The following is a 21,937-nucleotide window of genomic DNA, read 5'->3' as shown; positions in this document are numbered from 1 at the left end:
GTTATATCCCTATATCTCGGCAGACTCCAAATAACCAACCGAAGCAGCTTTCACTTCGTTCTGTCCTCGTCGGTCCACCGCATCTATTCAGTTCACGATCACCTTAATTGTAGTCGCTTTCGGCATCATCTTAGCCCGTCGTTTCATGACGCTCACTCCCTTCGGGAAACAAAGTTACTTCCATAATAATCCACAAGTTATCGATATGGCAATGGCCATTACCTCAACCTAGGATTGAACAACGATTCGTGCTGCCGTTTCGGTGTTGTCCTTGTACCATAAACGAATGACATCGCCTGTTTTCAGGTCGGACAATGACATGTCGTCACTGGAGTCGGATCGGTTATTCGGACCGCCCATGGTCATCCCCCGACTGATCTGAACGTCGGCCCCGACGCTGATTTTCATTTCTACACCGGTTTCTTTCAGCCCTGTATTTCCGTCTGCCGGATTCCATTGTCGCCCTTGATTGGACGTCGCATCCGTTTGCTCCTGTTCCAACAGATCCACCGTAATCGTGCCACCCTCTATGGAGACGATCCGACCCGTAACGTCGGCATCCATCATGCCTTGCATCGCTTCGGCACCACCGCCGTTTCGGCCATTCGTTCCGCCGCCGTCCATGCGGCCGCCTCTGCTCATGCCTTGGCCGCCACCATCTATGCCACCCCCGCCATTCATGCCGGGAAATCCGTTCATTCCCTGACCGGGAGCGCCGGTTCTCTCAATATTCTGGGCCGTGATGGCATCGCAAGCCGTGAGCAGGACGGAACAGCCGATAAGGGCCGATATCAACAATGTGAACAGTGCTTTACTTCGCATATGAATCACCTTTTCCGAGGGAAATGCGTTCCCCGCCAAGTTTTCTTCGGAATATCGAGTCATGCGCATCTTTGAATCCCATATAAGCAAGCACGAGCAGCAGCGGGTACACCGGAAAAAGATACCTCGATTTGATTTCCCAGAGCAAATAAAATCCGATAAACCCGAGAATAACCAATATCAACGAAACCTCGTCATATCTCTTGGCCCGAATTCCGCCGATTAACCGGACGAGCACGAAAACATAAATCAGCACGTTCATGGTGTATACCACCCACAAAATGCCGGTTCGAGGTGCCGAATCCCCTTGGAACCAATCCGTGGCGGCAGTGGCATAACTATAGGAACCGTCGATTCCGCCCCCACCTCTGCCCATGCCAAACGAACTGCCATTGCCGATGCCGTACCGATCCATTTGGTAAGTTCCTTCGGTCCAGGTCCAAATGAGTTTTTTCGTATACATCCTCACGAGGTCGCCCGCGCTGGCTTCCGACAGCTTTCGTCCGATCTCCTGCTTGAACAACTCCGTACTCTCGGCTTTGTTATAATTCGCCTCTCTCTGGTAGATGGCGTAGCTTTCCCGGTTATCCCAGAACCCGAAGCGCTCCAGGTTAATCCCCATGTTCAACCACATATAGACGGGCGCGGCGTTTTCGCCGACAGGCTCATCCACGACGGATTGCAGTGCCCATTTCTGCGTCCACCCCGGGACATTAAATAAAAGCGCGAGCACGCCGATGGAAATCATCATTTTTTTGAAGCCAAGGCTCCTGATATTTAAAAGAATACAAAGGATTGCCGCGATCAACACAATCGCGCCGATGCTGCGCAGGTCGTTGCCAAGGGCCAACAAGATGGCGGCAGCGACGACCCACTTGTACGTTTTCTCCTTCAGGAACCGGATCAGGAAGTACAGGCTCGACGTAAGCAGCGCCGTGGCAATGACATCGTTATAGATCAAGTTGTTCATAAATAAGGCAGGCAGGTAAGTTGCTGCCAGGACAAGAACCCCGTAATCGCGCCCGCCCGATTTGGCATGGAGTTGTTTATAGATGAGATAGATCATTAACGTCGTTACGAGCGTGCACAAAATGTTAAACAGCTTGATGACCAGATAGTTATCCGGAAATAGGTACAGCAAGGTTTTCAAAATCAATACGATCGAATAGTTGAACGGAAACATGTGCAGATAACCGGTCGTATCAAACGAGGAATAGTCCTGGTCATACAGCATGTCCATCGCCAGCGAAAGCACCGTCTGCGAATCGTCCGTCGGCACGCGCGGAAACCAAAAAATGATCGCGGTCTGAACGGCGAAGGACGCCAGCAGCACGACAGGAATAACGACTACAGGACGAAACCGGTTCAGCTTCAGACACAGTCGGTACAGGATTACACTGGCGGCCAACAGCACGATGAGGAGCGGGATGAAAATGCCCCATTGCTGCGATCCCAGAATCGGATTATCCCCGTACGCGGCATAATTGTATTGCGCCCGAACGACAAAGGTTGATGCGACAAACAGTCCGACAAACAAAGCAAGAATCAGATAGAGCCCCTTATGGATCACCTTAGCCATGCCAAAACTCCTTTTCGAATGCAGGATTTCGGTACGTATTATAAGGGCTCAAGCTGAAAAATCGCTGAATCGGCGTCATGCACAAATAGACCACCTTCGCAACGAAAGAAGGCAGTCTGGATTTCGTCTTTATCCAGTGATCCGATCCAACGATTCCTGATGTAACGGATATTATTTGGAGTACAACTCTCGGTACTCGTCTACATACAAAACCTCGATGCAGCCGGACCAATTCAGAACCGAGCCGATGAAATCCTGAATGTCGAGCCCCGGCATTTCATACGTCTCCGCCGTATTTACCGTACCTGTCGCATCTTCGATCAGCGTAACCTTGAAACCCTCATGCTCGGCCGCAATAGCCGTAAACAAACAGCAATATTCCGTGTTGAACCCAATGATAAAGATGTGCTCCACCTGATGATTCTGCAACCAGGATTTGAGCGCAGGATTGCTGAATGCATTTGGTTTGCTTTTATCCAGGACCTGATGTCGTCCCGAATCCACCACAAACCTCAGATTGTCCACTTTAGTATGGAACAACGGCGATTCCTCTTGATCGTAGTCCAGATGCCGGATGAAGACCATCGGCTCGTTTCTCGCTTCGAAATCGCGAATGACGCTTTCTATGGCATGGATTGTACCTGTCACGTCCCTCTGCGATACGATGCCTGCCTGCACATCCAGCACGATCAACGCTTTGTTCATGCTCCCAGCCCCTTTATGCAACTGCTTGTCCATCCTCAACCTGTCTGTTTGACGACTACTTGCCCTGCTTCTTCTGCCGGGCCTTCTCTTCGTTTTCCTTCACCCGGAACGCCACGATGCGGCGGATCAGCGCTTCCGGCAATGGTTGATCCAACGGGAATTGCACGGAGCCTTTGGCCCCTTTATAGGCCGACAACTCCTGTTTGAATTCTTCAATCCCGCTCGGCGCAGGGTAGAATCCAATATGTTTCGCGTATCCGGCAAAATGAACCAGATTGCCATGCAGGGCATACGTCGGCATTTTGTAGCTTATTTTCTCTTCCGCCTGCGGGGCAATCTCCCGGATCAGCTCACGCATCATTTGTAATTTGGCCTTCACTTCTGGCGGGAATCCCGCAATATATTCGTCGACTTCAACCGAGGTTGGATTTTTCCCTGTCATGTGCCTGTGCCTCCTTAACAAAGTGTGATTGGATCAAACTTAGGTCATTTATCACTGGATGCTCCACCATGCAATCATACCGTTTGTTAGAGCGTCATTGCCTGGCCTTTTCTTCGCAAATACGCTTCCTTCTCCTCGTAATCGGGCATTATGCTGCCTACCAGCCGCCAAAAGGAACGGTCATGATTCATGTGATGAATATGGCACAGCTCATGGATGATGACATAATCGATGACGTCTACAGGAGCCATAGCAAGCCGATAGTTAAAGGTGAGTTTTTTGTCCCAACTACAGCTCCCCCATTTGGTGGCCGACTCCACGATATCCATGGACTTCGGCTTTACCCTCAGCGCCTGTTGAAACGCACCGATGCGTTCCCCAATGACCCGTTTACATTCGGCAAAATAAAACTTTTTCAAACGCACCCGCAGCTCGTCCTCTTCCAAACCTTCCACATCAATGAGTTCATGCAAGGCATGCTCCTTGCCAAGCCACATAAACGTTCCTTCGTCCTGATAGGTCCGAGGCTGCGGTCCGTCCAGCGCTTCCTGCATCAAGGCCGATCGCTGCAAAATGACATCCCCGTGCTGCCGCACGAGTTCTCCGATCCTCTCTTCCGTGATGCCATTGGGTGCCTTGATCGTCACCATGTAGGGCAGGTCCAGGCTGATGGATACCTTTTTGCGTTTGCCCAGTTCCAGATGGCACTGAATGAGTTGGCCCTTCACTTCAATCGTAAACATCGTTTTCTCCACTTCTGTTCATAATATGCCGTTCACATCGCTGTACTGACTACCCTGATTGTACCTCATATCGCGTGCCCTCGCACTCAAAGCTGCTTGTACACATAATTGAATTTTTATGCAATAATATGTATTATTATTTACTAGTATATTTATCATTATAAAACAGGAGGTATGCCTATCCCATGTTTCCCGCTGCCGCATCATCCCACAAAATGATCGAGGAATTGTCCCTTGGCCACTGGCCTTCCTTGTCCACCCTGTTTGTTGACGGATGGGTGCTTCGCTTTGCGGACGGATGCACCAAACGCGCCAACTCCATACAGCCCATATACACCTCCACGCTCGACATCCATGAAAAAATAAAAACATGTGAGCAATTGTACGAGCGTAATGGGTTACCCACCGTCTTTAAAATCACCCCATTTATTCATCCTGAAAATCTGGATAACATTTTGGATGAAAACGGGTATTCCGTATTGGACCTGACCAGCATTCAAACTCGCAGCCTGGACGGACTCAAGACGCCACAGCACTCTGATGTACGGATCGATACTTATGCGACAAATTCGTGGCTGAATTCCTTTTGCAGAATCAATTCGGTTGATGAGAAAAAAGGTTCTACGATGACACGCATGCTCTCGAATATCCGCACGACGACGGGGTACATCTCTCTTTTGGTGAACGATCAAGTGGTTGCCTGCGGCTTGGGAGTCGTCGAACGCGGTTATATCGGATTGTATGATATCGTGACAGATAAACAGCACAGAAATCAAGGGCTGGCTGAGCAGTTGATCCTGCACCTGCTTCACTGGGGCAAAGCCCAAGGAGCCGAGTTCAGTTACCTCGCGGTCGTTGTGAACAACGCGCCGGCATGGCGGTTATACGAAAAGCTGGGATACGAGGAGATCTACCGTTATTGGTATCGGATGAAGCTTTAGAGTGAGTAATGCCAAAAAAGTGCCTCCCTTATCATAGTAGGAAGGCACTAGGTACTAAAAAACGTGACTGCTCGGTCGTTTACTTTTACAACGGAAGCTTGACCAACACTTCATACGAGGCACCGGCCTGAATACTCCGGATCACGTCTCCTTCAATCGGCTTACCGTTCACATATACTTGCCGCTCGCGAACACTCTCGCTTCGCTTCATCTGCACCTCCAGCACCGCTCCGCGGAACTTGCGCGTCACGAAAACCTCGTTCCAGTCCGCCGGCAATTGCGGGCGCAATTGCAGACCTTCTGCATGGCCTTGCAAACCGAACAGCCCGTCGATCAGGCAGCGGTATACCCACGGGACGGTTCCCGTGTTGAACAAATGGCTGGACCGGCCTGCCGTACGCGGGAATTGGCGATAGGCACCGCGGTAATAGTTCGGGATAAATACAGGCAGTTGTCCCCGTTGAACGATATCGTCCAGGTCCGGACCGGGAATCATTTTGCGCAGCAAACGATAGGCGTTCTCCTTCTCCCCGACCAGATACAACGCATAAATGTAGAAAGCCGCAGCATGGTTGTATACGGCCCCGTTCTCCGCGCTGCCCGGATGTTTCTGGGTCACGCGTCCAACATCCTCGCGCATCGCCGTGAAGGAGGGTGCCAGCTTTTCCACGCCGTATGGCGTTTCCAATTGTTCCTCCACGGCGCGAATCAGCTTCTCCCGTTTGTCCGGATCGGCCGCGCCGCTCATCAGGGCCCAACCTTGCGGGTTGATGAAGATGCGCCCTTCCTTGTCTTTGCTGATGCCGAATACGACGTTGTCGTCGGTAATCCCCCGTGCATACCAGTTGCCGTCCCACAGATACGTATTGGCAATTTCGTTGGTTCTGTCCGCTTCCTCCCGGAATTCGGCTGCTGCTTCCGCATGCCCTGCCTGTTCGCAAATGTCTGCCCACACCTTGAACGCATACGCCGTAGCGATGGTAAGCCAGCCGGATACGCCTTTGCCTTTGTACCCGACCATATTCATCGGATCGCACCAGTCGCCCTGGTTGATGTAGTTCAGTCCCCGGTCGTCGCGATCCTGAATTAGCCAACGCATGGCACGATGCATATGTTCAAGAACGGTGGCCGTCTCTTCGCTGTCCGCAAACCCGACCTGTTCATCCAAAATGCCATAATCGTTGGTCTCATCCAGATACGTGCTCATGCATACCGGCAGCCAGATGCAATGATCCGTATGCGGTACCTGATTGATATATTTGAGTTCGGCGTCCGGGTGCAAAATAATGCCGTCAGGCATTGCGCCGCTGACATTCTGCTGCTCAAGTGCCGTAAGAAACGCCCCTCGCGCAACGCTTGGCTGAATATAGCTCATGCCCATATTGTCTTGCAGATAATTCCGGGTTTGGGGATCTGTCGTCAAACGGTTCGTCTGGCCGTGATAGTACATCTGGCGCGGCAACCAGTGGTTAACGAAGTTGTTCAACCCTTCATCGGGTGTCTTAATCTCGATATTTCCCTGACCTTCCGCAACATAGGCGGCATATTCCAGCCCGGCCGCAGCAAAACCGTTCATCCCTTGACCGTTTACATCCACAAAGTACTTCTGACGAATCTGCCCAATCTCCTGTTCATTGTGGGCGGCGCCAAAGATGAAACGATGCGCCTTCTCTGCCCCGGCTTCGAGTTCCAGTCGATACTGTAGGGCACATGTCGGCGTCTCATATCTTGCGTCTCCGCAAGCCAGCGTGTCGGCCTCAAGAGCGGACGGGGCATGGAGTCCACCCTCGCCCTCAAAAGCTTCCTGGTTAACTTCCCACGCAACAGGCCGCTCATCTGCGAGCAAAAAGGTTTTGTCTGCAAAGGTTTTGATTTTGTCGTAATCCTGGTATTTCTGGTATGGCGTCACCGAGGAACACACGATGCCTTGCAGCGACTCCGCATATTCGCCAGACTGGTTCATCCAGGACATGTACCCCACCGTAAAATACGGATAAACGCTTAACTTACGCGTCGTGGACGACAGGTTCTTCACTTTCACGCTCCACAGCTCCATCGCCTCCGCCTTCGGCAGCGTCAAAACCATCTCCACTTCGATGTCACCGCTTACAACTTGCCAACGCAGATCATGCTTGCCGATGGAAAAGACATATTTGTCCGCCTGTTTGCGCACAGGTTCATACGGTGCCGAAAAGACGCCCCCGCTTACTTCATCTTTTACGTACACGAACCGTCCCGGATGATGGGCATAATACGGCTGTTCCGGCTGCATGAACGTCTTGGCCTCCAGGTTCGGCGCATGCGAATATTTGGCCGGTTCCGGCTGCATGAATTGCGCTACGGCGTACCCACGGCAATTCATGTGGATCATCATTTTTTCGTTCCACAAAAATCCCGAAGCTTTGGGCAGGCTCGTTGGGCTGGTCAACTCGTAATATTGCTGGTCTTCCGATGGTCTGATCATGGAAATTCCTCTCTTTCGGCTTGGATAAGATGAACGGATTCAGACGGAAATAAACAAGGACTGGCGGAAAACGTTTTAGAATTCACTCAGAATACTTGTATACAACTATAGTCCATTATAACACGTTAACGCTTACAGTCACCTATAAAAAAACAAAATCCATTGCCGACCAAGGAAATCCGTTGTTCTTGAACCTTGATTGTTGGACATGCATACGGACGCAACCAAAAACTCCCTTCTGCCTTTACGGTAGAGGGGAGTTGTGGTGAACCCGATTCATTTTCATGCGTCGCTTGGGGAGAACGGCCTTAAGGACTTACCGTTCCGCCGTTGGCGTTCAGCGTTTCGCCGCTGACGTAACTGGACTCCTGGCTCGCCAGAAATACGAATGCGGGTGCCATTTCGGCGGGCTGGCCCGCACGGCCAAGCGGCGTGTTGGAACCGAACTCGGCAAGCTTCTCGACCGGCTGACCGCCGACCACCTGAAGCGGCGTCCAGACGGGCCCAGGCGCAACCACGTTGACGCGGATGCCCTTGCTGCCGACCTGCTGGGCGAGCGCCTTGCTGAACGTATTGATCGCCGCCTTGGTTGTCGCATAGTCCAGCAGGATCGGCGACGGTTTGTAGGCCTGGATGGAAGACGTATTGATGATGGAGCTGCCCGGCTTCATATGTTTGACCGCGGCTTTGCAGAGCCAGAACATGGAGTACACGTTCGTTTTGAACGTCGCGTCAAACTGCTCCGTCGTCAGGTCGGCGATCTGCTCCACGTACTGCTGTTTGCCGGCTACATTGGCCAAAATATCGATGCCTCCCAGCTTCTCCACCGCAGCTTCGATCAATTGCTCGCAGTAAGCCTCGTTCTTCAGGTCGCCCGGCATCGCGATGGCCTTGCGCCCTGCTTCCTCGATCAAGGCAACGACTTCTTTGGCGTCGGCCTCTTCTTCCGGAAGATAGGACAACAGCACGTCCGCTCCTTCCCGCGCAAACGCAATGGCCGCCGCACGGCCGATCCCGCTGTCCGCTCCCGTTACGACGGCCTTGCGTCCTGTCAAGCGTCCGCTGCCCCGGTAGCTTTTCTCCCCGCAATCGGGGATCGGCGTCATCTCCCGCTGCAGTCCGGGTTCATCCTGCTGCTGCTTCCATTCTTTCGTCGCCTTCGGATACTGGGTAGTCGGGTCCTGCATCGTATACTGATCCTGATTCGCCATGATCCATTCCTCCTAAACTGATAACGTGTTCGTATTCGGGGTCTTTTTCCAATGTGACGTTTCCAAGGCTCTCACTCTCTCCTTTTGTAACCTTGATCCGAAAAATCTAAACCCTTCGGGGAGCATTTCCTATGTCCTATGATCCTAGAGCAAGTCGCTGCCAAGTATCCACAGCTGCGGAGTTAGCATCATTGGAACTTAGGTGAGTCCTTCAACATGTCATTGGAACGAAAAAAAGCATTCCCGGAAGGGCACCTGGGCCCGAAGAGGTTCCCAAAGGTGCATTCGAGGAATGCTTATACGGTTGCGGTTATGCATTGCGACATACGCGAGGCCCGCTCATTGCCGCGAGACGATAGAAATGCCCCTGACGTTGAACATTCTAAGAGCGGTCTTGCCCTTTCCGGCCCAGGCCGAACGCAAAATACCCTACAAATACAATGGCGATAAAGACGGCACCGACGAGCAACGAAACGCGCGTATCCGGATTAAACGCCATGCCGATGATGACAAGCACCAAATACACGATGATGATGTAGTTGCTGATCGGAAACCACTTCGATTTGAAGTTATGCTCTTTGAGGTCCTTTCCCCACCGCTTGCGGAACCCAAACTGGCTGATCGCCAGCGCGAACCATGGCATCATGCCAGGCAGAACGCTCGCGCTATAGATGTACAGGAACAGCTTGGAGTCCGGCATCAAATAATTCAGCACCACGCCGATCAGCAGCAGGGATATCGTGACGATGATGCTGTTGCGCGGCACGCCGCCTTTCGACAGCTTTTTGAAAAAAGCCGGTGCCTGACCGTTCTCCGCCAGCGTGTAGAGCATGCGTCCCGCACTGTAAATGCCGCTGTTGCAGCCCGACATGGCCGCGGTAAGCACCACGAAGTTGATAATGCCTGCGGCAGCCACGATCCCGACCTTGGCAAAGGTCAACACGAACGGGCTGCCCGTCTGTCCGACCTCGTTCCACGGGTACAGCGTCACGATGACGAAGATGGCGCCCACGTAGAAAATCAGGATGCGCCATACGATGTTTTTGATCGCTTTGCGCAGCGTATGCTTCGGATTCTCCGCTTCGCCTGCCGTAATGCCGACCATCTCAACGCCCTGATACGCCGCCGTCACGATGCATAGCGCAAACAAGAACCCTTTCAGCCCGCCCGGGAAAAACCCGCCATGGCTGACCAGGTTCGACAGGCCGATCGGTTCTCCGCCGTTTCCCCAGCCGAAGAAGATCAGCCCGGTGCCGATCACGATCATGAACAAAATGGCTGCCACCTTGATCAACGCAAACCAAAATTCGAACTCTCCGTAAAATTTCACCGCCGCCAGGTTGGCCGCCGCAATGATCAGCACGCCGGCCAGCGCGGGAATCCACTGCGGGATGTCCGGGAACCAATACCCGACGTAGATGCCGATCGCCGTTACTTCGGCCATGCCGACGGTAACCCACAGGAACCAGTAACTCCAGGCCGTCAGGAATCCGGCGAGCGGTCCGATATATTTATGGGCGAATGTGGCGAACGAACCTGTCACAGGCTCCTGGATCAGCATTTCCCCCATGATGCGCATAACAAAAAAGATAATAATTCCGGCCAGCAAATAGGCCAGCAGCACGGAAGGACCTGCCCACTTGATCGTGCTCGCCGATCCCATGAACAATCCAACGCCAATCGTGCCGCCCAGCGCGATCAGCTCCACATGCCGGGGCTTCAGCCCGCGTGAAAGCTCCTTCGATTCCAAAACGAAACTCCCCTTCTCTTGTGCATTTTCTTGGTGTAATGTTCTTTCTCATTATTATGTTTTAACGCAATGCAGAATTGCTCCACCAAATTGTACGAGATGTGCCGGAGAAATACAACAAGGAATGTGAGGAAGCGTACATGCCCCCCCTCCTTTCCACAATCATTCCCAATGTTTGGAACCTAATACAGTCTCATTTCATATGAAATATCGCATTTGTTCGAGCCGATCGAGGTCAGCCAATGGGCATGCCCACAATGAATTCAAAAACGTATTCTCCAGATCGATTGTATATCCATTGGGGGGGAGTGGCCGCAATACATATGGTAATGCTCATTTTGTAATGCAAATTTAACGAGATTTACCATAACCCGACCGCAAATCGCGGTCTTTTTCTGCTGTTCGCATTTCCTGTTTACAGCTGTAATTTTATGGTATATATTATAGACGTCAACATGTCAGCGCTATCACAAAACGAAAAAAGGAGGCTGCTCCGATCCGTTTCGAAAAGGTTTTTGGTTTACACCTGGTTAAACTTGAAACACTTATTTGGAGAGGATGAGCGTTTGATGAAAAAGTGGAGCACCGCATTGTTTGCCTTGTTTATGGGCATGTCGCTAATGTTCAGTCTGACCGCATCAGCCAACCCTGCCATTGTCAGTTACGGAGGCAGCTACTCCAATACACTTACCGCCGGCCAAGGGTATGCCTACATACTCCCTAATGCCAAAACGTCCGGCACAAGCGTAAAAGTAACGACGTCCGCGCCAAACACGCTTCGACTGCATTACTACTGGAGCTACAACAATACCACCCTGGACCTTGGTACGGTCGTCATAAGCAGTACCAGTTACAACACCGGCTCCGGCTATTATGAACCGGGAACATTGATCACCGTGGTTGAACGCGTGCCTGGTTCGGAAGCCGCATATCCTTCGGTATCCTACACGATTACATTCAATTGATCCGAGCTAGCGGGGCTGTACCTTCCCCCATGGCAAGTTTACGTCTCTCGCCTAACGAATCTCAGACACGTTATATTGCATGATTTCGCCAAATATGGAGGACTAACGAACATCAGGCAAGCTAAACGCCGCCCATTGAGCCATACACATGCCATTGCTGCAAAATAGCGTGCTCACGGTTCGTTCGCCTCCGTATTCGAGAATTTCCCTCCAAATAAGGCTGCTCATGTTCGTTACACATGATACACATTCCTGGTTCCTATGTTCCCGAGACGAAATATACTACATCCAGCTCAACTCAGCCGCGATCCTCCGTCGAAATTCCGCAATACATTACTCCACTATACGACGATATTGCTCCGGTATTCAGGCAGCGTTTGAGCCCGCCCGGTCGTGTCCACCATGCGAGCTATATTTTCCCGATCGAACGATGCCAGATACACGGCCAACAGTTCCTCATCGTCATCCCCAAGGGACATTTCAAACAGAACGATGACATGATTTCTATAGAAGATACGCCACGCCTGCACGGATGACGTCTCTTTGATTTCGCATGCGTCACCCTCCATCTCCCAGCAGCTTAGGTAATCCGATAACCGCCACATGTTTTCATCGAAAATAACCCAAAAGGGCAATCTGTCCTCCGCGGCCATCTGTACGAGTGCTTTGCTCACCAAAAAGTTGGACAATGATTCGTTCTCCCGCGACCAGTCGGGATTGTTCCAAGCGCAGAGATACACGGGCGGGTCTTCCATGGATACATCGCTTAAGCGGATACCGCAGTAGATCACCGATTCCTCGCATTGATAGAACACCAGGAACGCTTTGTCCGTCGTAAAGAAATCGGGACCTGGCACAAACGTCTCCTGCAGTCTCATTGGCTCATACTGATTGTTGCAATGCTGCGTAATGTATCGACAGTTCCCGAATCTTTTATAGTATTCTCGCAGAACGTCCGGAAACCGGATGCCCAAACGCTGCTCCTGCTCGCATAGATCTTGCTCCGAAATGAAATCATCCGCACCTACGTGTCCTTCCAGCACACGGTTCAATACGTCGAATGCCGCCTTCAAGTTCATCCCCCCAACGGATTAAATCGCCATCATAGCAAAAAGAACCCAAGCCGTGGCAGAAAGCCTTAAGCTTGAGCCTCTTTTCTATTATAACCGCGAGTCCGTTCCCTTTCCCACACCAACCATGTTGTCCGTCAACCGGGTGATCAGGGTATCGTACGGTTCCAATTTCACCGTCTGTGAGCCATGCTCGGTATCCACGGTCGTTTGTTGAATCTGGTCGCTGTTGTTGATGACCACCAGGATGCTGCTGTCCGGATAGTAGGCGCATTCTGTGTAAACGTTATCCGTCATATATTTCGTCTCGATGGGCTCATTGCCGGCATGGCGAATGATGTTGAAGAGCATGTTTGCGTTTTCCCAGCCGAATTCAAACGAAGACAGGTAGATCCCTTTACCTTTACCGAAAGCATGCGTGGACAGCGCAATTTTACCGTTCGTTTCATGGATGACCGACGCCGATCCGTCGGTAAGATAGATGTTGTTTTTCGGTGCGATATGAGCTCCTTCAGGAACCAAACCTTGCTCGTCGCCTACCTCGTACGTCCATCTTCCGTGAGCTACCCTGGCCCCCGTATCCTCATCCACACCGAGCACATGTGCCATCCGGAAAAAGGTATCGTACCCTTCCACCGCCGAAGGCTGGTTGATGCCGATAAACGTGCCGCCTCCATGCACCCATTTCGTCAGCAAATCGACTACCTTGTTGTCCTTCCAATGCTCTCCGCCGCTCCATGCCGAACCGGCCGTACCCGCATTGATCACGACATCGCAATGCTCCAGCGCACCCTGGCGGATATCCTCGAAATCGATGAACTGCACGTCCACCGGCAGTCCCGCCAATGCCTCATTGACGTGAATCAAATCATGCATGTACGTTTCATGGAAATGGCCGGACAACGTCCATGATCTCAGCTTGCCCCAGCTATGCAGTACGGCAACCTTCGTTTGGATCCGATAAGGTTTGCCTTGACGATGCAGCGCTTTGATTTCCCGGAATTCGTCGGCAATCTTCTCGATATAATCGCAAAAGTCCGGGTAAGGCTCCACCAGATGCAAATATCCGCCCAGTCCGATCCGGTCGATGGGTTCCCTGAGCAAGGCACGCCGGATTTGAATCCAATATTTCTTGGCGTCCAGCGTTGGATTGCCTCCCTCCTTGAAGGTCGGGAGCCCGCCCAGACCAACAGGGAACAAGTACGGATGCAGACGGATTTCATGCGTATCCACCTTAACGCCCGAACACATCCTTGCCTCGTACCCCGAGAACACACATTTGATCATGCCGTCGAAGCCAAACTCCTCGAAACGATCGTTGTACGGCTCCATGCCGACCCAGCTGTCATCGTAGAAAACGTACGCCAGCTTGCCGTGTTTATGCACGATGTCGATCAATTGTTTGCTGAAGCCGATCACGAAATCGTTGATGAACGCCATCCAGTCCAGCTTGCGCCGTTCGGCCGGAATATGGCTGACGCGGTATTTGCCGCCGTTGACGAAATCCTCGGCCGTCATCGCATACCCGTATTGTTGGGCAAACAAATCCAGCGCCCTGGAGCTTACCGTATAATCGTACGAGCCCCAATCCGTAAACAAATGGCGGTTGCGCTCATTGCTGCCCCAAATCCAGACGAAATTATAGAACAGGGAGGTGAACCGCACAACCGTCGTTTCCGGATGCTGCACGCACCAATCCTCCATCCATTTCAGCAAATATGCCTGCGTTTCGGGATAGATCGGATCGATCTGCATTAAATGCTCTTTGTCCCAATCGTTCGTCGTGTGATTGTACATCGAAATTTCTTCCCAGATCCGGTATGCCATGAAACTGACCGTATATTTATGCCAAGGCACAATGCCGGTAAGCACGACGTTTCCGGATTCACGCTCGTAATTCCACTGTTCTCGCGGCACCTCCTGACCCGTTGTTCGGTCATAGACCTGCCAGTACTTAAACGCCTCTTTGGAGTCGTTCACCCTGAATTGCTCAACGAAAAAATCCTCCATGATATAAATCGATAAGTAATCCTGAACAGCTACCTTCGGATGTGTGATCAAGAAACATTGCTGCAGCTTATCCAAATGGCGGGAGGCCCATTCGTTATGATCCCTGATGATGCAGATCGTCGAATAAATGCCGTATCCGGCGTTGATGATTTCATCGGACAATTGCGTGCCGTCGCTGTCGCGAATGACATCGGCGCCCCAGCGTTCGGCCAATTCCAGCGTCAGCGCCTCGTAACCGGATTCTCCCGGCAGCGTAAAGGCCCCTTTGGTCGGCTTGGACATCGCGAACCCCTCCTATTTTCTCAGCATGTCGGACAAAAATGCGAGTGCCAGGCCCTGTCCCCAGCCCTGAATCCAGTCTTTCGGAATGTTGCGATAGCCTTCCCGGTCTTTCATTACGGCCGTTCCGCCCGATACGCCCAGTACGCGGCCGTCTTCGGTAATGTTGTTCAAAATGCCTTCCAGCGCCTTTTGCACGTACTTCGTATGCAATGGATTGCCGTTGTTGATCATCGCAGCCGCGATGCCGCAAGAAGCGGATACTTCTTCGTAGGATTCTTCGTCATCCAATACGGTGCGCCACAACCCGTTCTCCGTCTGAACCGTCTTCAGGGCGGCCAGCTGGTCCCGCAGCGAACACTCCACGTCCATGCATTGCGGATACAAATACCAGTCCTTCAGCAGCGGTTTGACTTGAGACATCGTGTAGGCGCCCCAAGCGTTCGCTCTTCCCCAGAAAAAGCCGGACATGTGGTCTTTGTTCACGTTGTTGTAGCCATGGTACCAGAAGCCGGTGCCCGGGTCCTGCAAGTATTTGATGTGCCAGTAATATTGGTTCAAGGCATCCTGAATGATGTCCTGATCGTTCAATTTGCTGCCGACGCGAAGCAGGAAAAACGCCGCCATGAACAAGGTGTCCGCCCAAGCCTGTTCCGGAAAATCGTTGGCAACCGAAACGGTGTGCTGCAGCACGCTGTCTCCGAAACGGAGAGCATGGTTGCGGATGTAATCCACTTTGCTCAGCGCGATATTCCAATACTTTTCGTCACCGGTCTCTTCGTACAGCGTGATCAGCATGTGGCCCATCGCACACGTATTGACCGTCCAGCTCGGCAATCCCAGCTCGATGTATTCGTCCGTCCACTGGACAAGCTTGTCCAAATACTCCTGGTTCCCTGTCGTCTGGTAGGCTCTCGATACGCCGTAATACGCAACCCCGCATGGCCATTCCCACGTTAAATCCATCGCCAGCGTTTTTTTGGCGACGCTGTCGATGACACCCAGAATTTGCTCGCGATCATATTTCAATTGAATCATCGTGATTCCCCTCTCATGCGCACACGCCCTCAAATGGCGCTTGAGAGCTGTCCGTCCATATTTGTAAACGCTTTACTTCTTTCATTGTACGCAGTAAAATAGTCTCCATCTAAGCATATTCGCAACAAAACTGCGCAATTTCGACCATTTATCTTGATTTCACGGTTTCATCTGACATCACGTTCATTTGCACACGATTCACCCAAATCAACGTCATGGGAGCAGCCGAACATGCCCAAACCGAAAAAACCCGTCATCGAATACCGCCACTATAGCCTGCCCATCGATTTTCCGGTTCTGCTGTTAAGCGGGGAACGCTGGAAGATTTCCGATATCCGAAGCGAGCATCTCCATTTTCATAACCATCTCGAGATCGGCATCTGTTATTCGGATGGCGGCTTCATGGACATCAAAGGGGAATCCGTTCCTTTCCAAGCCGGCGATGTCACCTTCATTCCCAGATACCTTCCTCATACGACGTACAGCTCGCAGGGCATGGCCAGCCTCTGGTCCTACATCTTTTTTTCGCCTGAAGACCTCTTCAAGCACTCGTTGAAAAACGCCTACAGCGACTTCGAGCCGAATCTGTGGGCGGTGCAAGGAACGAACTGCATTTTGAGCAAAGACCGATATCCCAAAGTCCATGCGCTCGCCACCTCGGCCGTGGAGGAACTGAAGCAGCGGAATGCCTACTACCAGGAGAGCGCCTACGGTTTGTTGCTGTCCTTGTACATCGAACTCCTTCGCATCCATTCCAGCAGCGGCCCGTGGACAGAGCACGAATCGGAATCCCGCCCGAAGGGCGATTTGGTCATTACTCCAGCGCTCGAACACATCGCCAAAAACTACATGTCTCCCATGACCGTCGACGATCTGGCTGACCTCTGCCATTTGAGCACGACCCATTTCCGCAGAAAATTCCATGACATCATGGGCACGGCGCCGCTTGATTTCCTCAACAGCACCCGCATCGAAGAGGCGTGCAAACAGTTGAAAAGCTCGGACGCCTCCATTCTGTCGATCTCCGAGCAAGTCGGCTTTCGTTCCATTTCCAGCTTTAACCGCTGCTTCTCCAAGCTTATGGGCGAATCGCCCAAACAATGGCGCAAAGGGGCCCAATCCGAGGCGCAATCCGCGAAAGCGTCCATTCTGGAATTCACGGGCTGGGTGTAAAATCATGGTACGAAACCCGAATATCCTTTACACTGGTTACAACACAACATCCTTGAAATGGAGGTCTGCACATGCAGCAGCAGCATGAGGCGCGAGTCGAGCTGTTCGTTTCCAATACCCAGGCCATCAAAAAAGAGTTCAAATGGCAGAACGCGATTCTTCATCGCTTGGCTGCCCTGTTATTTGCTTCCGAAAACAAAACCGCCGACTGCGAAGCCATCCGGCACAATCTGGAGCGAATCAAGGAAAGCACTCGCCTGTTCTCGGCATTCAGGGGCAATTCGTCGCTAACGCTAGCCGCGTTTCTCTCTCTTGCGCCGGATCAGAAAACCCGGCTAACCGATACGTTATCGGTCTACGACCAGATGAAGGAAATCAAATTCAGAACGTCGGATTATTTGGTCATTGCAGCCCACCAGATTGCCGCACATGCCCCGAAGGAGCGGTTCGATGCCGTCATCCGGCGGGCCAAAACGTTCTACGACCGGATGAAAGCGGAGCATGCCTTCCTCACGGGACAGGACGATTACATTTTCGCGGCCATGCTTGCCCTTTCCGAGCTTGAGCCTGAAGCCTCCGTGATCCGCATGGAGGAGCTGTATGCCGAACTGCGGCGCGAGTTCCCGATCGGCAATGGCCTGCAGGCCCTGACCCAGGTATTGACGCTTGGCGAAGATTCGGCGCATGCCGGAACCCGGCTGCTCGAATTGAAAGACGCTTTCCGCCAGCGCAGCTTGCGGATGGATAAAGGAGATTTGCTGCCTACCTTAGGCGTGCTTTCTCTGCTGCCGGTTAAACAGGATACGCTGGTGGATGACGTAAGCCGGACCTTTGACGAGCTGCGCACGCGGAAAGGGTTCGGCCCCTGGTCGGTCACTAAGCAGGAACTGCTGCTGTTTTCGGCTGCCCTCGCGGCCGTCAACCATGTCGAAGACCTGCGCAGCGGCGTGCTTGCGACAAGCTTGTCGACCAGCATTACAACCATGCTTATCGCGCAGCAGGCCGCCATGGCTGCCGCAGCCGCCGGGGCTGCAGCTGCGGCAGCATCGTCCAGCAGCCACTGATGTGGAATCGGCAATGTTCAGGCCGTAACTCGGACAGCATATGAAACCAGAAATGCCCCGGGACGGCACCCGGGGCATTTCTGGTTATTTGTTGCTTTAGCTCAACGGGTTTGAATGACCTGGCTCCTGCACGATATTCGTACTGCGGAATTCCTCCACGAAGCCGTTCAGCCAATCCTCTCCATAGTCGAGTGCTCCCATGTCGCTCTCGATAAATGCCACATCGAGGCCCATAACCCAAAATCTGCGGGCAATGGCAAACAGGTCGACGGCTTGCTCATCTGCCGCAGAGAAATCGCGCACGGAGCGGTACCCTGCCATGAACGCCTGCCAGAGCGTCGGCTTGTCCTCCTCGGCTTGCCGCTTGCGAATTTTCACCTGGGCAAGGTCATACGCACGCCATCCCATCGCCGACCACTCGAAGTCGTAATGAACGTACTTGCCGCCCTGCTGAAACGCATTATTGTTGCCGTGCATGTCGCCATGGCACAGCCCCCAGTCCAATCCGCCTCCTTGGCTGGCCGCATGGACGATGCGTCCTTTCAAAGCTTCCGCAAACGCACGGAGAAAGGCAGCCGCTGCATGCTGCTCCCCGATGTAGTTCACGATCCGTTCGAGCGGATCGTCGATCAGAAAACGCAGGTCCAGATCGTATCGCGGCAGTTCCGCCTCCACCCGATCCATCGCTGCGTGCAGTTCGGCGGCGGACTGACCGAAAGCATGACAAGATGCCTCGTCCCGCAGCACGTTCTCCACCCCGTCCACATAGCGGAACAAGACGGCCACGCGAGGCCCTTCGGGGGCATGTACCACGGTATGCTGGCTCTCGTCTGTTTTAGTTATGGCTTCAGCCACATCGGCATACGGCGATGCCGCAAGCATGGATTGCAGGTTAGACAATACAGACAGCTCATATTGGACATCCGCCTCCGTCACTTCGGTACGGTATACGCGGAGGATATATATTCCTTTCTCCGTCTGAACGCGATACGTATCGTTTAATCCGCGCAGCCAAAAAGTGCAGTTATCCCAGCACCCAACGCTGTACTGTCCGTCCAGAACATGTTTCAGATACTTGGGGCTAAGCACGGATCGCATAGCCGTTGGTTCGTTATACACCATTTTGGAATTCTCCTTCCCACCGGCCAATGATGGCCTTCCATATAAATGACATTGATCTTTCCGGCCCGCTGAAAACGTATTGATCAATCCTTGATCAGCCTGGATTCATTTTTGCGGATCGGTCCGCAGCATCTCGTACTGCTCCGCAAATACCTCAAATCCCGCCGCCTTCAAAAAAACGTTCATGGAGCGGCAATCCTTCTCTATGTTCAGCACGCTGATCCTTGGCGCTTCCGCGATGTGGACCAGCCAATCCAGCAGGCTCGCGCCAATCCCCCGGCGCCGGTAATCCGGATGTACCGCCATTTGGGGAACATCTCCCGACCGGGGATCGATGACCCCGTAACCAACGACCTTATCCCCATCCATCGCCGCGGCATAACGGAAAATTTCCGGGACGGCGTTAATGGAGGCAGACGCATTTTGCCAGGAAGGATCAAAATCAGCAAACGGCGCGAATCGCTCCGGATCAAACGGCTCCACCTCGCGGATCGCCCATGTCGCTCGTACGATATACCTGCTTCGCTCCAAACGGTAACAACTCAACGTTCTGGTCTTGACAAAACCCTGCTTGACATACAAATCAACTGCAGACGAGTTAGTGGTCAGCACCTCCAGCAAGTAACCGCCTATGGAATCGGCCTTCAACCTAGCGCTCACCCGCTTCAGCATCTCGTTGGTCAAGCCTTGCCTGCGGTATTCCGGCAGTACCCCGGTGCCTAAATCGTAGGCGGTCGTTTGCCCGTGCCAGTTCCGCAGCCCGTTTAACACGAACCCCACCAACGTTTCGCCAGCGAAGGCTCCCATCGATACATTTTCTTCGTATCCTCTTCTGCGAAGCATCTCGCCGAATTTGCCCAAGGGCATGTCCATGTTCACCTGATAATCGGCAAAAGCGTTTAGAAACGCCTCATGCAGAACCTCAATGCTTGTCCCTGCGAGAAAACGGTACGTAATCATGCTCCCACTCTCCTCTGGTTTCTTTCCATTGCGTCCCGCCTTATTCCATGCCCGTCATCCGTTTCATATGCAATATGGGGTAAGGGCGTCCCTCTCCATCGGTAGGCTCCTCGCCAACCACGGCAAATCCGTTTTTCTTGTAAAACGCGATCGCAGGACCATTGTCTTTGTTCACATCGACGCTCGTCACGCCGGATTCCCCGACTAAATGTCGCATGATCTGCGTTCCATACCCTCTGCCGGTGTACTCCGGATCCAGAAACAGCATCTCCAGATGATGTCCCTGTACGCCGGAAAACCCGATGCAAACATCGTTGTCCGCATACCATAGCCGTACATCAAGATGAGGGAGATATGCAGGGATTTCCCCGTGTATTTGCTGAAGGTCTTCCGCACGTACAAATGGATGCGTTGCCTGTACCGACTTGCTCCACAGCTCCATAATCAAATCGTAATCATGCGGCATCGCTTGTTTGTAATGCATCGTTCATTCTCCTTTTTGGGTGATATATAGATCAGCAAACGATCCTCATTTCTTTCTACCAATGTACAGCAAATGGGAGGACACGCCCAGTATGGATGGATCTTTCGCCGCTTCGACCAGCAGCTCCAGCAGCTCGGCGGATTCGCCCCGTTCCTCCCAATAATGCTGCTGCTCCCGGCTCAGCAGATGGCCGATGCTGGATGAGCCGATCAGCTCCAGCGTTTCGAAGCCATGGCTCTCCATGAACGGCCGAATTTCATGCACGTCGAAATAATAAGCGCCGGTGAAGCGCCCTTCATCGGCATGATCGAAAACGCCTGAGCTGCGGAACGCCCGGATGGGCTCCATCCGTTCAAGCGGCTTCCAATGCTGCGGCTGCTGCAGCGCGTTCAGCGTCATGCGCATCGTGCTCTGGAACGCCGCAAATATGATGCCTTCTTTTTTGGTGACGCGGTACAACTCCTGCACGGTCCGGGCACGGTCATCTTCCTGTTGCAAATGGTACAGCGGCCCCATCATCAACGACGCATCAAAGCGTTCATCCGGCAGCCCTTCAAGGTTGACGGCATTGCGGACAAGGAAACCATCGAACCGTTCGCGGAGCCCCAGTTCGTCGGCCTTCGCTTCCGCGATCTCCACCAGCCGCGGCGTCAAGTCGCAGAGCGTCACTTGGCAGCCATGCCGGGCAAGCTCCATCGCATATTTTCCCGGCCCTGCGCCATTATCGAGAACGCGTCCCGACCCGGGCAAGAACTGTCTTATGTAATGCCAGTTGATGCGAAACTCCAGCGGCTCGCGCTCCAGCCTGCCCCACTCGTCAAATTGCGAATAATAATCGATAATATTGCTCATGCTCCCCTACCGCCTTTTTGGAATGTTGGAAAAACAAAAACCCGCCGCCTCTTAAAGAGGCGACAGGTTTCCCTTCGCGCTACCACTCTTCTTCGATTCGCCGTTCTCCTGAACCTTCGAGTCACCGTAAAGCAGCGAATCATCTCCATGCCGATGACGGCGGCAGCCGTTAAGACCTGCTCCTGCGGAGGTCAGCCTTACCGCTCCCGGGCGAGCTTCCGGAACCCCCCGACTGCCTCGCACCGATGCGGCAGCTCTCTGAA

Annotated in this window: 19 protein-coding genes and 1 other annotated feature (1 of these 20 cut by a window edge); of the genes, 4 read left to right on the top strand and 15 right to left on the bottom strand. The window is 52.7% G+C overall.

What is annotated here, in order from left to right; all coding sequences use genetic code 11:
- Positions 1-228: 228 nt before the first annotated feature.
- The 5 genes from SNR34_RS04395 to SNR34_RS04375 all read right to left on the bottom strand — a co-directional run bounded on the left by SNR34_RS04395 (position 229) and on the right by SNR34_RS04375 (position 4,291).
- Positions 229-822, bottom strand: coding sequence for a hypothetical protein (locus SNR34_RS04395; protein WP_486181232.1), 594 nt, complete (start codon positions 820-822; stop codon positions 229-231).
- Positions 812-2,401 (bottom strand): glycosyltransferase family 39 protein, encoded by a 1,590-nt coding sequence (locus tag SNR34_RS04390; protein WP_486181231.1) that lies wholly within the window; start codon positions 2,399-2,401, stop codon positions 812-814. The genes SNR34_RS04395 and SNR34_RS04390 overlap by 11 nt, the downstream gene beginning before the upstream one ends.
- 171 nt (positions 2,402-2,572) lie before the next feature.
- Positions 2,573-3,106, bottom strand: a complete 534-nt coding sequence (locus SNR34_RS04385) for an isochorismatase family protein (RefSeq protein WP_486181230.1) — start codon at positions 3,104-3,106, stop codon at positions 2,573-2,575.
- 55 nt (positions 3,107-3,161) lie between these two features.
- Entirely contained in the window at positions 3,162-3,548 is a 387-nt protein-coding gene (locus SNR34_RS04380) for an iron chaperone (protein ID WP_343262170.1), read from the bottom strand.
- An 86-nt stretch (positions 3,549-3,634) separates the two neighbouring features.
- Positions 3,635-4,291 (bottom strand): M48 family metallopeptidase, encoded by a 657-nt coding sequence (locus SNR34_RS04375; RefSeq protein ID WP_486181229.1) that lies wholly within the window; start codon positions 4,289-4,291, stop codon positions 3,635-3,637.
- A gap of 185 nt (positions 4,292-4,476) precedes the next feature.
- Between SNR34_RS04375 and SNR34_RS04370 the strand changes: the two genes are divergently transcribed.
- Complete coding sequence (locus SNR34_RS04370) at positions 4,477-5,232, top strand: GNAT family N-acetyltransferase (protein WP_486181228.1); 756 nt, start codon at positions 4,477-4,479, stop codon at positions 5,230-5,232.
- Positions 5,233-5,317: 85 nt separating this feature from the next.
- Here SNR34_RS04370 and SNR34_RS04365 read toward each other — a convergent pair whose 3' ends face one another.
- The 3 genes from SNR34_RS04365 to SNR34_RS04355 all read right to left on the bottom strand — a co-directional run bounded on the left by SNR34_RS04365 (position 5,318) and on the right by SNR34_RS04355 (position 10,657).
- Positions 5,318-7,696: a GH36-type glycosyl hydrolase domain-containing protein gene (locus SNR34_RS04365; RefSeq protein ID WP_486181227.1), complete on the bottom strand. Its 2,379-nt coding sequence runs from the start codon at positions 7,694-7,696 to the stop codon at positions 5,318-5,320.
- Between the two features lie 308 nt (positions 7,697-8,004).
- Complete coding sequence (locus SNR34_RS04360; RefSeq protein ID WP_343262173.1) at positions 8,005-8,907, bottom strand: SDR family oxidoreductase; 903 nt, start codon at positions 8,905-8,907, stop codon at positions 8,005-8,007.
- Between the two features lie 382 nt (positions 8,908-9,289).
- On the bottom strand, positions 9,290-10,657 hold the full coding sequence (locus SNR34_RS04355) for an amino acid permease (RefSeq protein ID WP_486181226.1): 1,368 nt from the start codon (positions 10,655-10,657) through the stop codon (positions 9,290-9,292).
- A gap of 569 nt (positions 10,658-11,226) precedes the next feature.
- On the opposite strand from SNR34_RS04355, the gene SNR34_RS04350 reads away from it, so the two are divergent.
- Positions 11,227-11,622: a hypothetical protein gene (locus SNR34_RS04350; protein WP_486181225.1), complete on the top strand. Its 396-nt coding sequence runs from the start codon at positions 11,227-11,229 to the stop codon at positions 11,620-11,622.
- 341 nt (positions 11,623-11,963) lie between these two features.
- Here the strand turns inward: SNR34_RS04350 and SNR34_RS04345 are convergent, their stop codons facing one another.
- The 3 genes from SNR34_RS04345 to SNR34_RS04335 form a co-directional block, all read right to left on the bottom strand.
- On the bottom strand, positions 11,964-12,695 hold the full coding sequence (locus tag SNR34_RS04345) for an SMI1/KNR4 family protein (protein ID WP_486181224.1): 732 nt from the start codon (positions 12,693-12,695) through the stop codon (positions 11,964-11,966).
- A gap of 87 nt (positions 12,696-12,782) precedes the next feature.
- Positions 12,783-14,984 carry a 1,3-beta-galactosyl-N-acetylhexosamine phosphorylase gene (gene gnpA, locus SNR34_RS04340; RefSeq protein ID WP_486181223.1) on the bottom strand — a complete coding sequence of 734 codons (2,202 nt, stop codon included), beginning with the start codon at positions 14,982-14,984 and terminating at the stop codon, positions 12,783-12,785.
- A gap of 12 nt (positions 14,985-14,996) precedes the next feature.
- Positions 14,997-16,019: a glycoside hydrolase family 88/105 protein gene (locus SNR34_RS04335; RefSeq protein WP_236420664.1), complete on the bottom strand. Its 1,023-nt coding sequence runs from the start codon at positions 16,017-16,019 to the stop codon at positions 14,997-14,999.
- A 231-nt stretch (positions 16,020-16,250) separates the two neighbouring features.
- Here SNR34_RS04335 and SNR34_RS04330 point away from each other — a divergent pair, with 231 nt between their 5' ends.
- Both SNR34_RS04330 and SNR34_RS04325 read left to right on the top strand, forming a co-directional pair.
- The gene (locus SNR34_RS04330; protein WP_236420663.1) at positions 16,251-17,192 is read left to right on the top strand and encodes an AraC family transcriptional regulator; all 942 of its coding nucleotides are present in this window, start codon (positions 16,251-16,253) and stop codon (positions 17,190-17,192) included.
- A gap of 71 nt (positions 17,193-17,263) precedes the next feature.
- Positions 17,264-18,256, top strand: a complete 993-nt coding sequence (locus SNR34_RS04325) for a DUF4003 family protein (protein WP_486181222.1) — start codon at positions 17,264-17,266, stop codon at positions 18,254-18,256.
- A gap of 96 nt (positions 18,257-18,352) precedes the next feature.
- On the opposite strand, the gene SNR34_RS04320 is transcribed toward SNR34_RS04325, so the two are convergent.
- The 4 genes from SNR34_RS04320 to SNR34_RS04305 form a co-directional block, all read right to left on the bottom strand.
- Positions 18,353-19,378: a phosphotransferase gene (locus SNR34_RS04320; RefSeq protein WP_486181221.1), complete on the bottom strand. Its 1,026-nt coding sequence runs from the start codon at positions 19,376-19,378 to the stop codon at positions 18,353-18,355.
- A 105-nt stretch (positions 19,379-19,483) separates the two neighbouring features.
- A complete protein-coding gene (locus SNR34_RS04315; RefSeq protein ID WP_486181220.1) occupies positions 19,484-20,338 on the bottom strand; it encodes a GNAT family N-acetyltransferase in 855 nt (284 codons plus the stop codon).
- A 40-nt stretch (positions 20,339-20,378) separates the two neighbouring features.
- A complete protein-coding gene (locus SNR34_RS04310) occupies positions 20,379-20,822 on the bottom strand; it encodes a GNAT family N-acetyltransferase (RefSeq protein WP_343262182.1) in 444 nt (147 codons plus the stop codon).
- Positions 20,823-20,867: 45 nt separating this feature from the next.
- On the bottom strand, positions 20,868-21,674 hold the full coding sequence (locus SNR34_RS04305; RefSeq protein WP_486181219.1) for a class I SAM-dependent methyltransferase: 807 nt from the start codon (positions 21,672-21,674) through the stop codon (positions 20,868-20,870).
- A gap of 52 nt (positions 21,675-21,726) precedes the next feature.
- Positions 21,727-21,937, bottom strand: a binding site (T-box leader); it runs 38 nt beyond the window's last position.

Source organism: Paenibacillus sp. XP01 (genome assembly GCF_057364885.1).
This window is presented reverse-complemented; position numbering and strand designations above follow the sequence as displayed.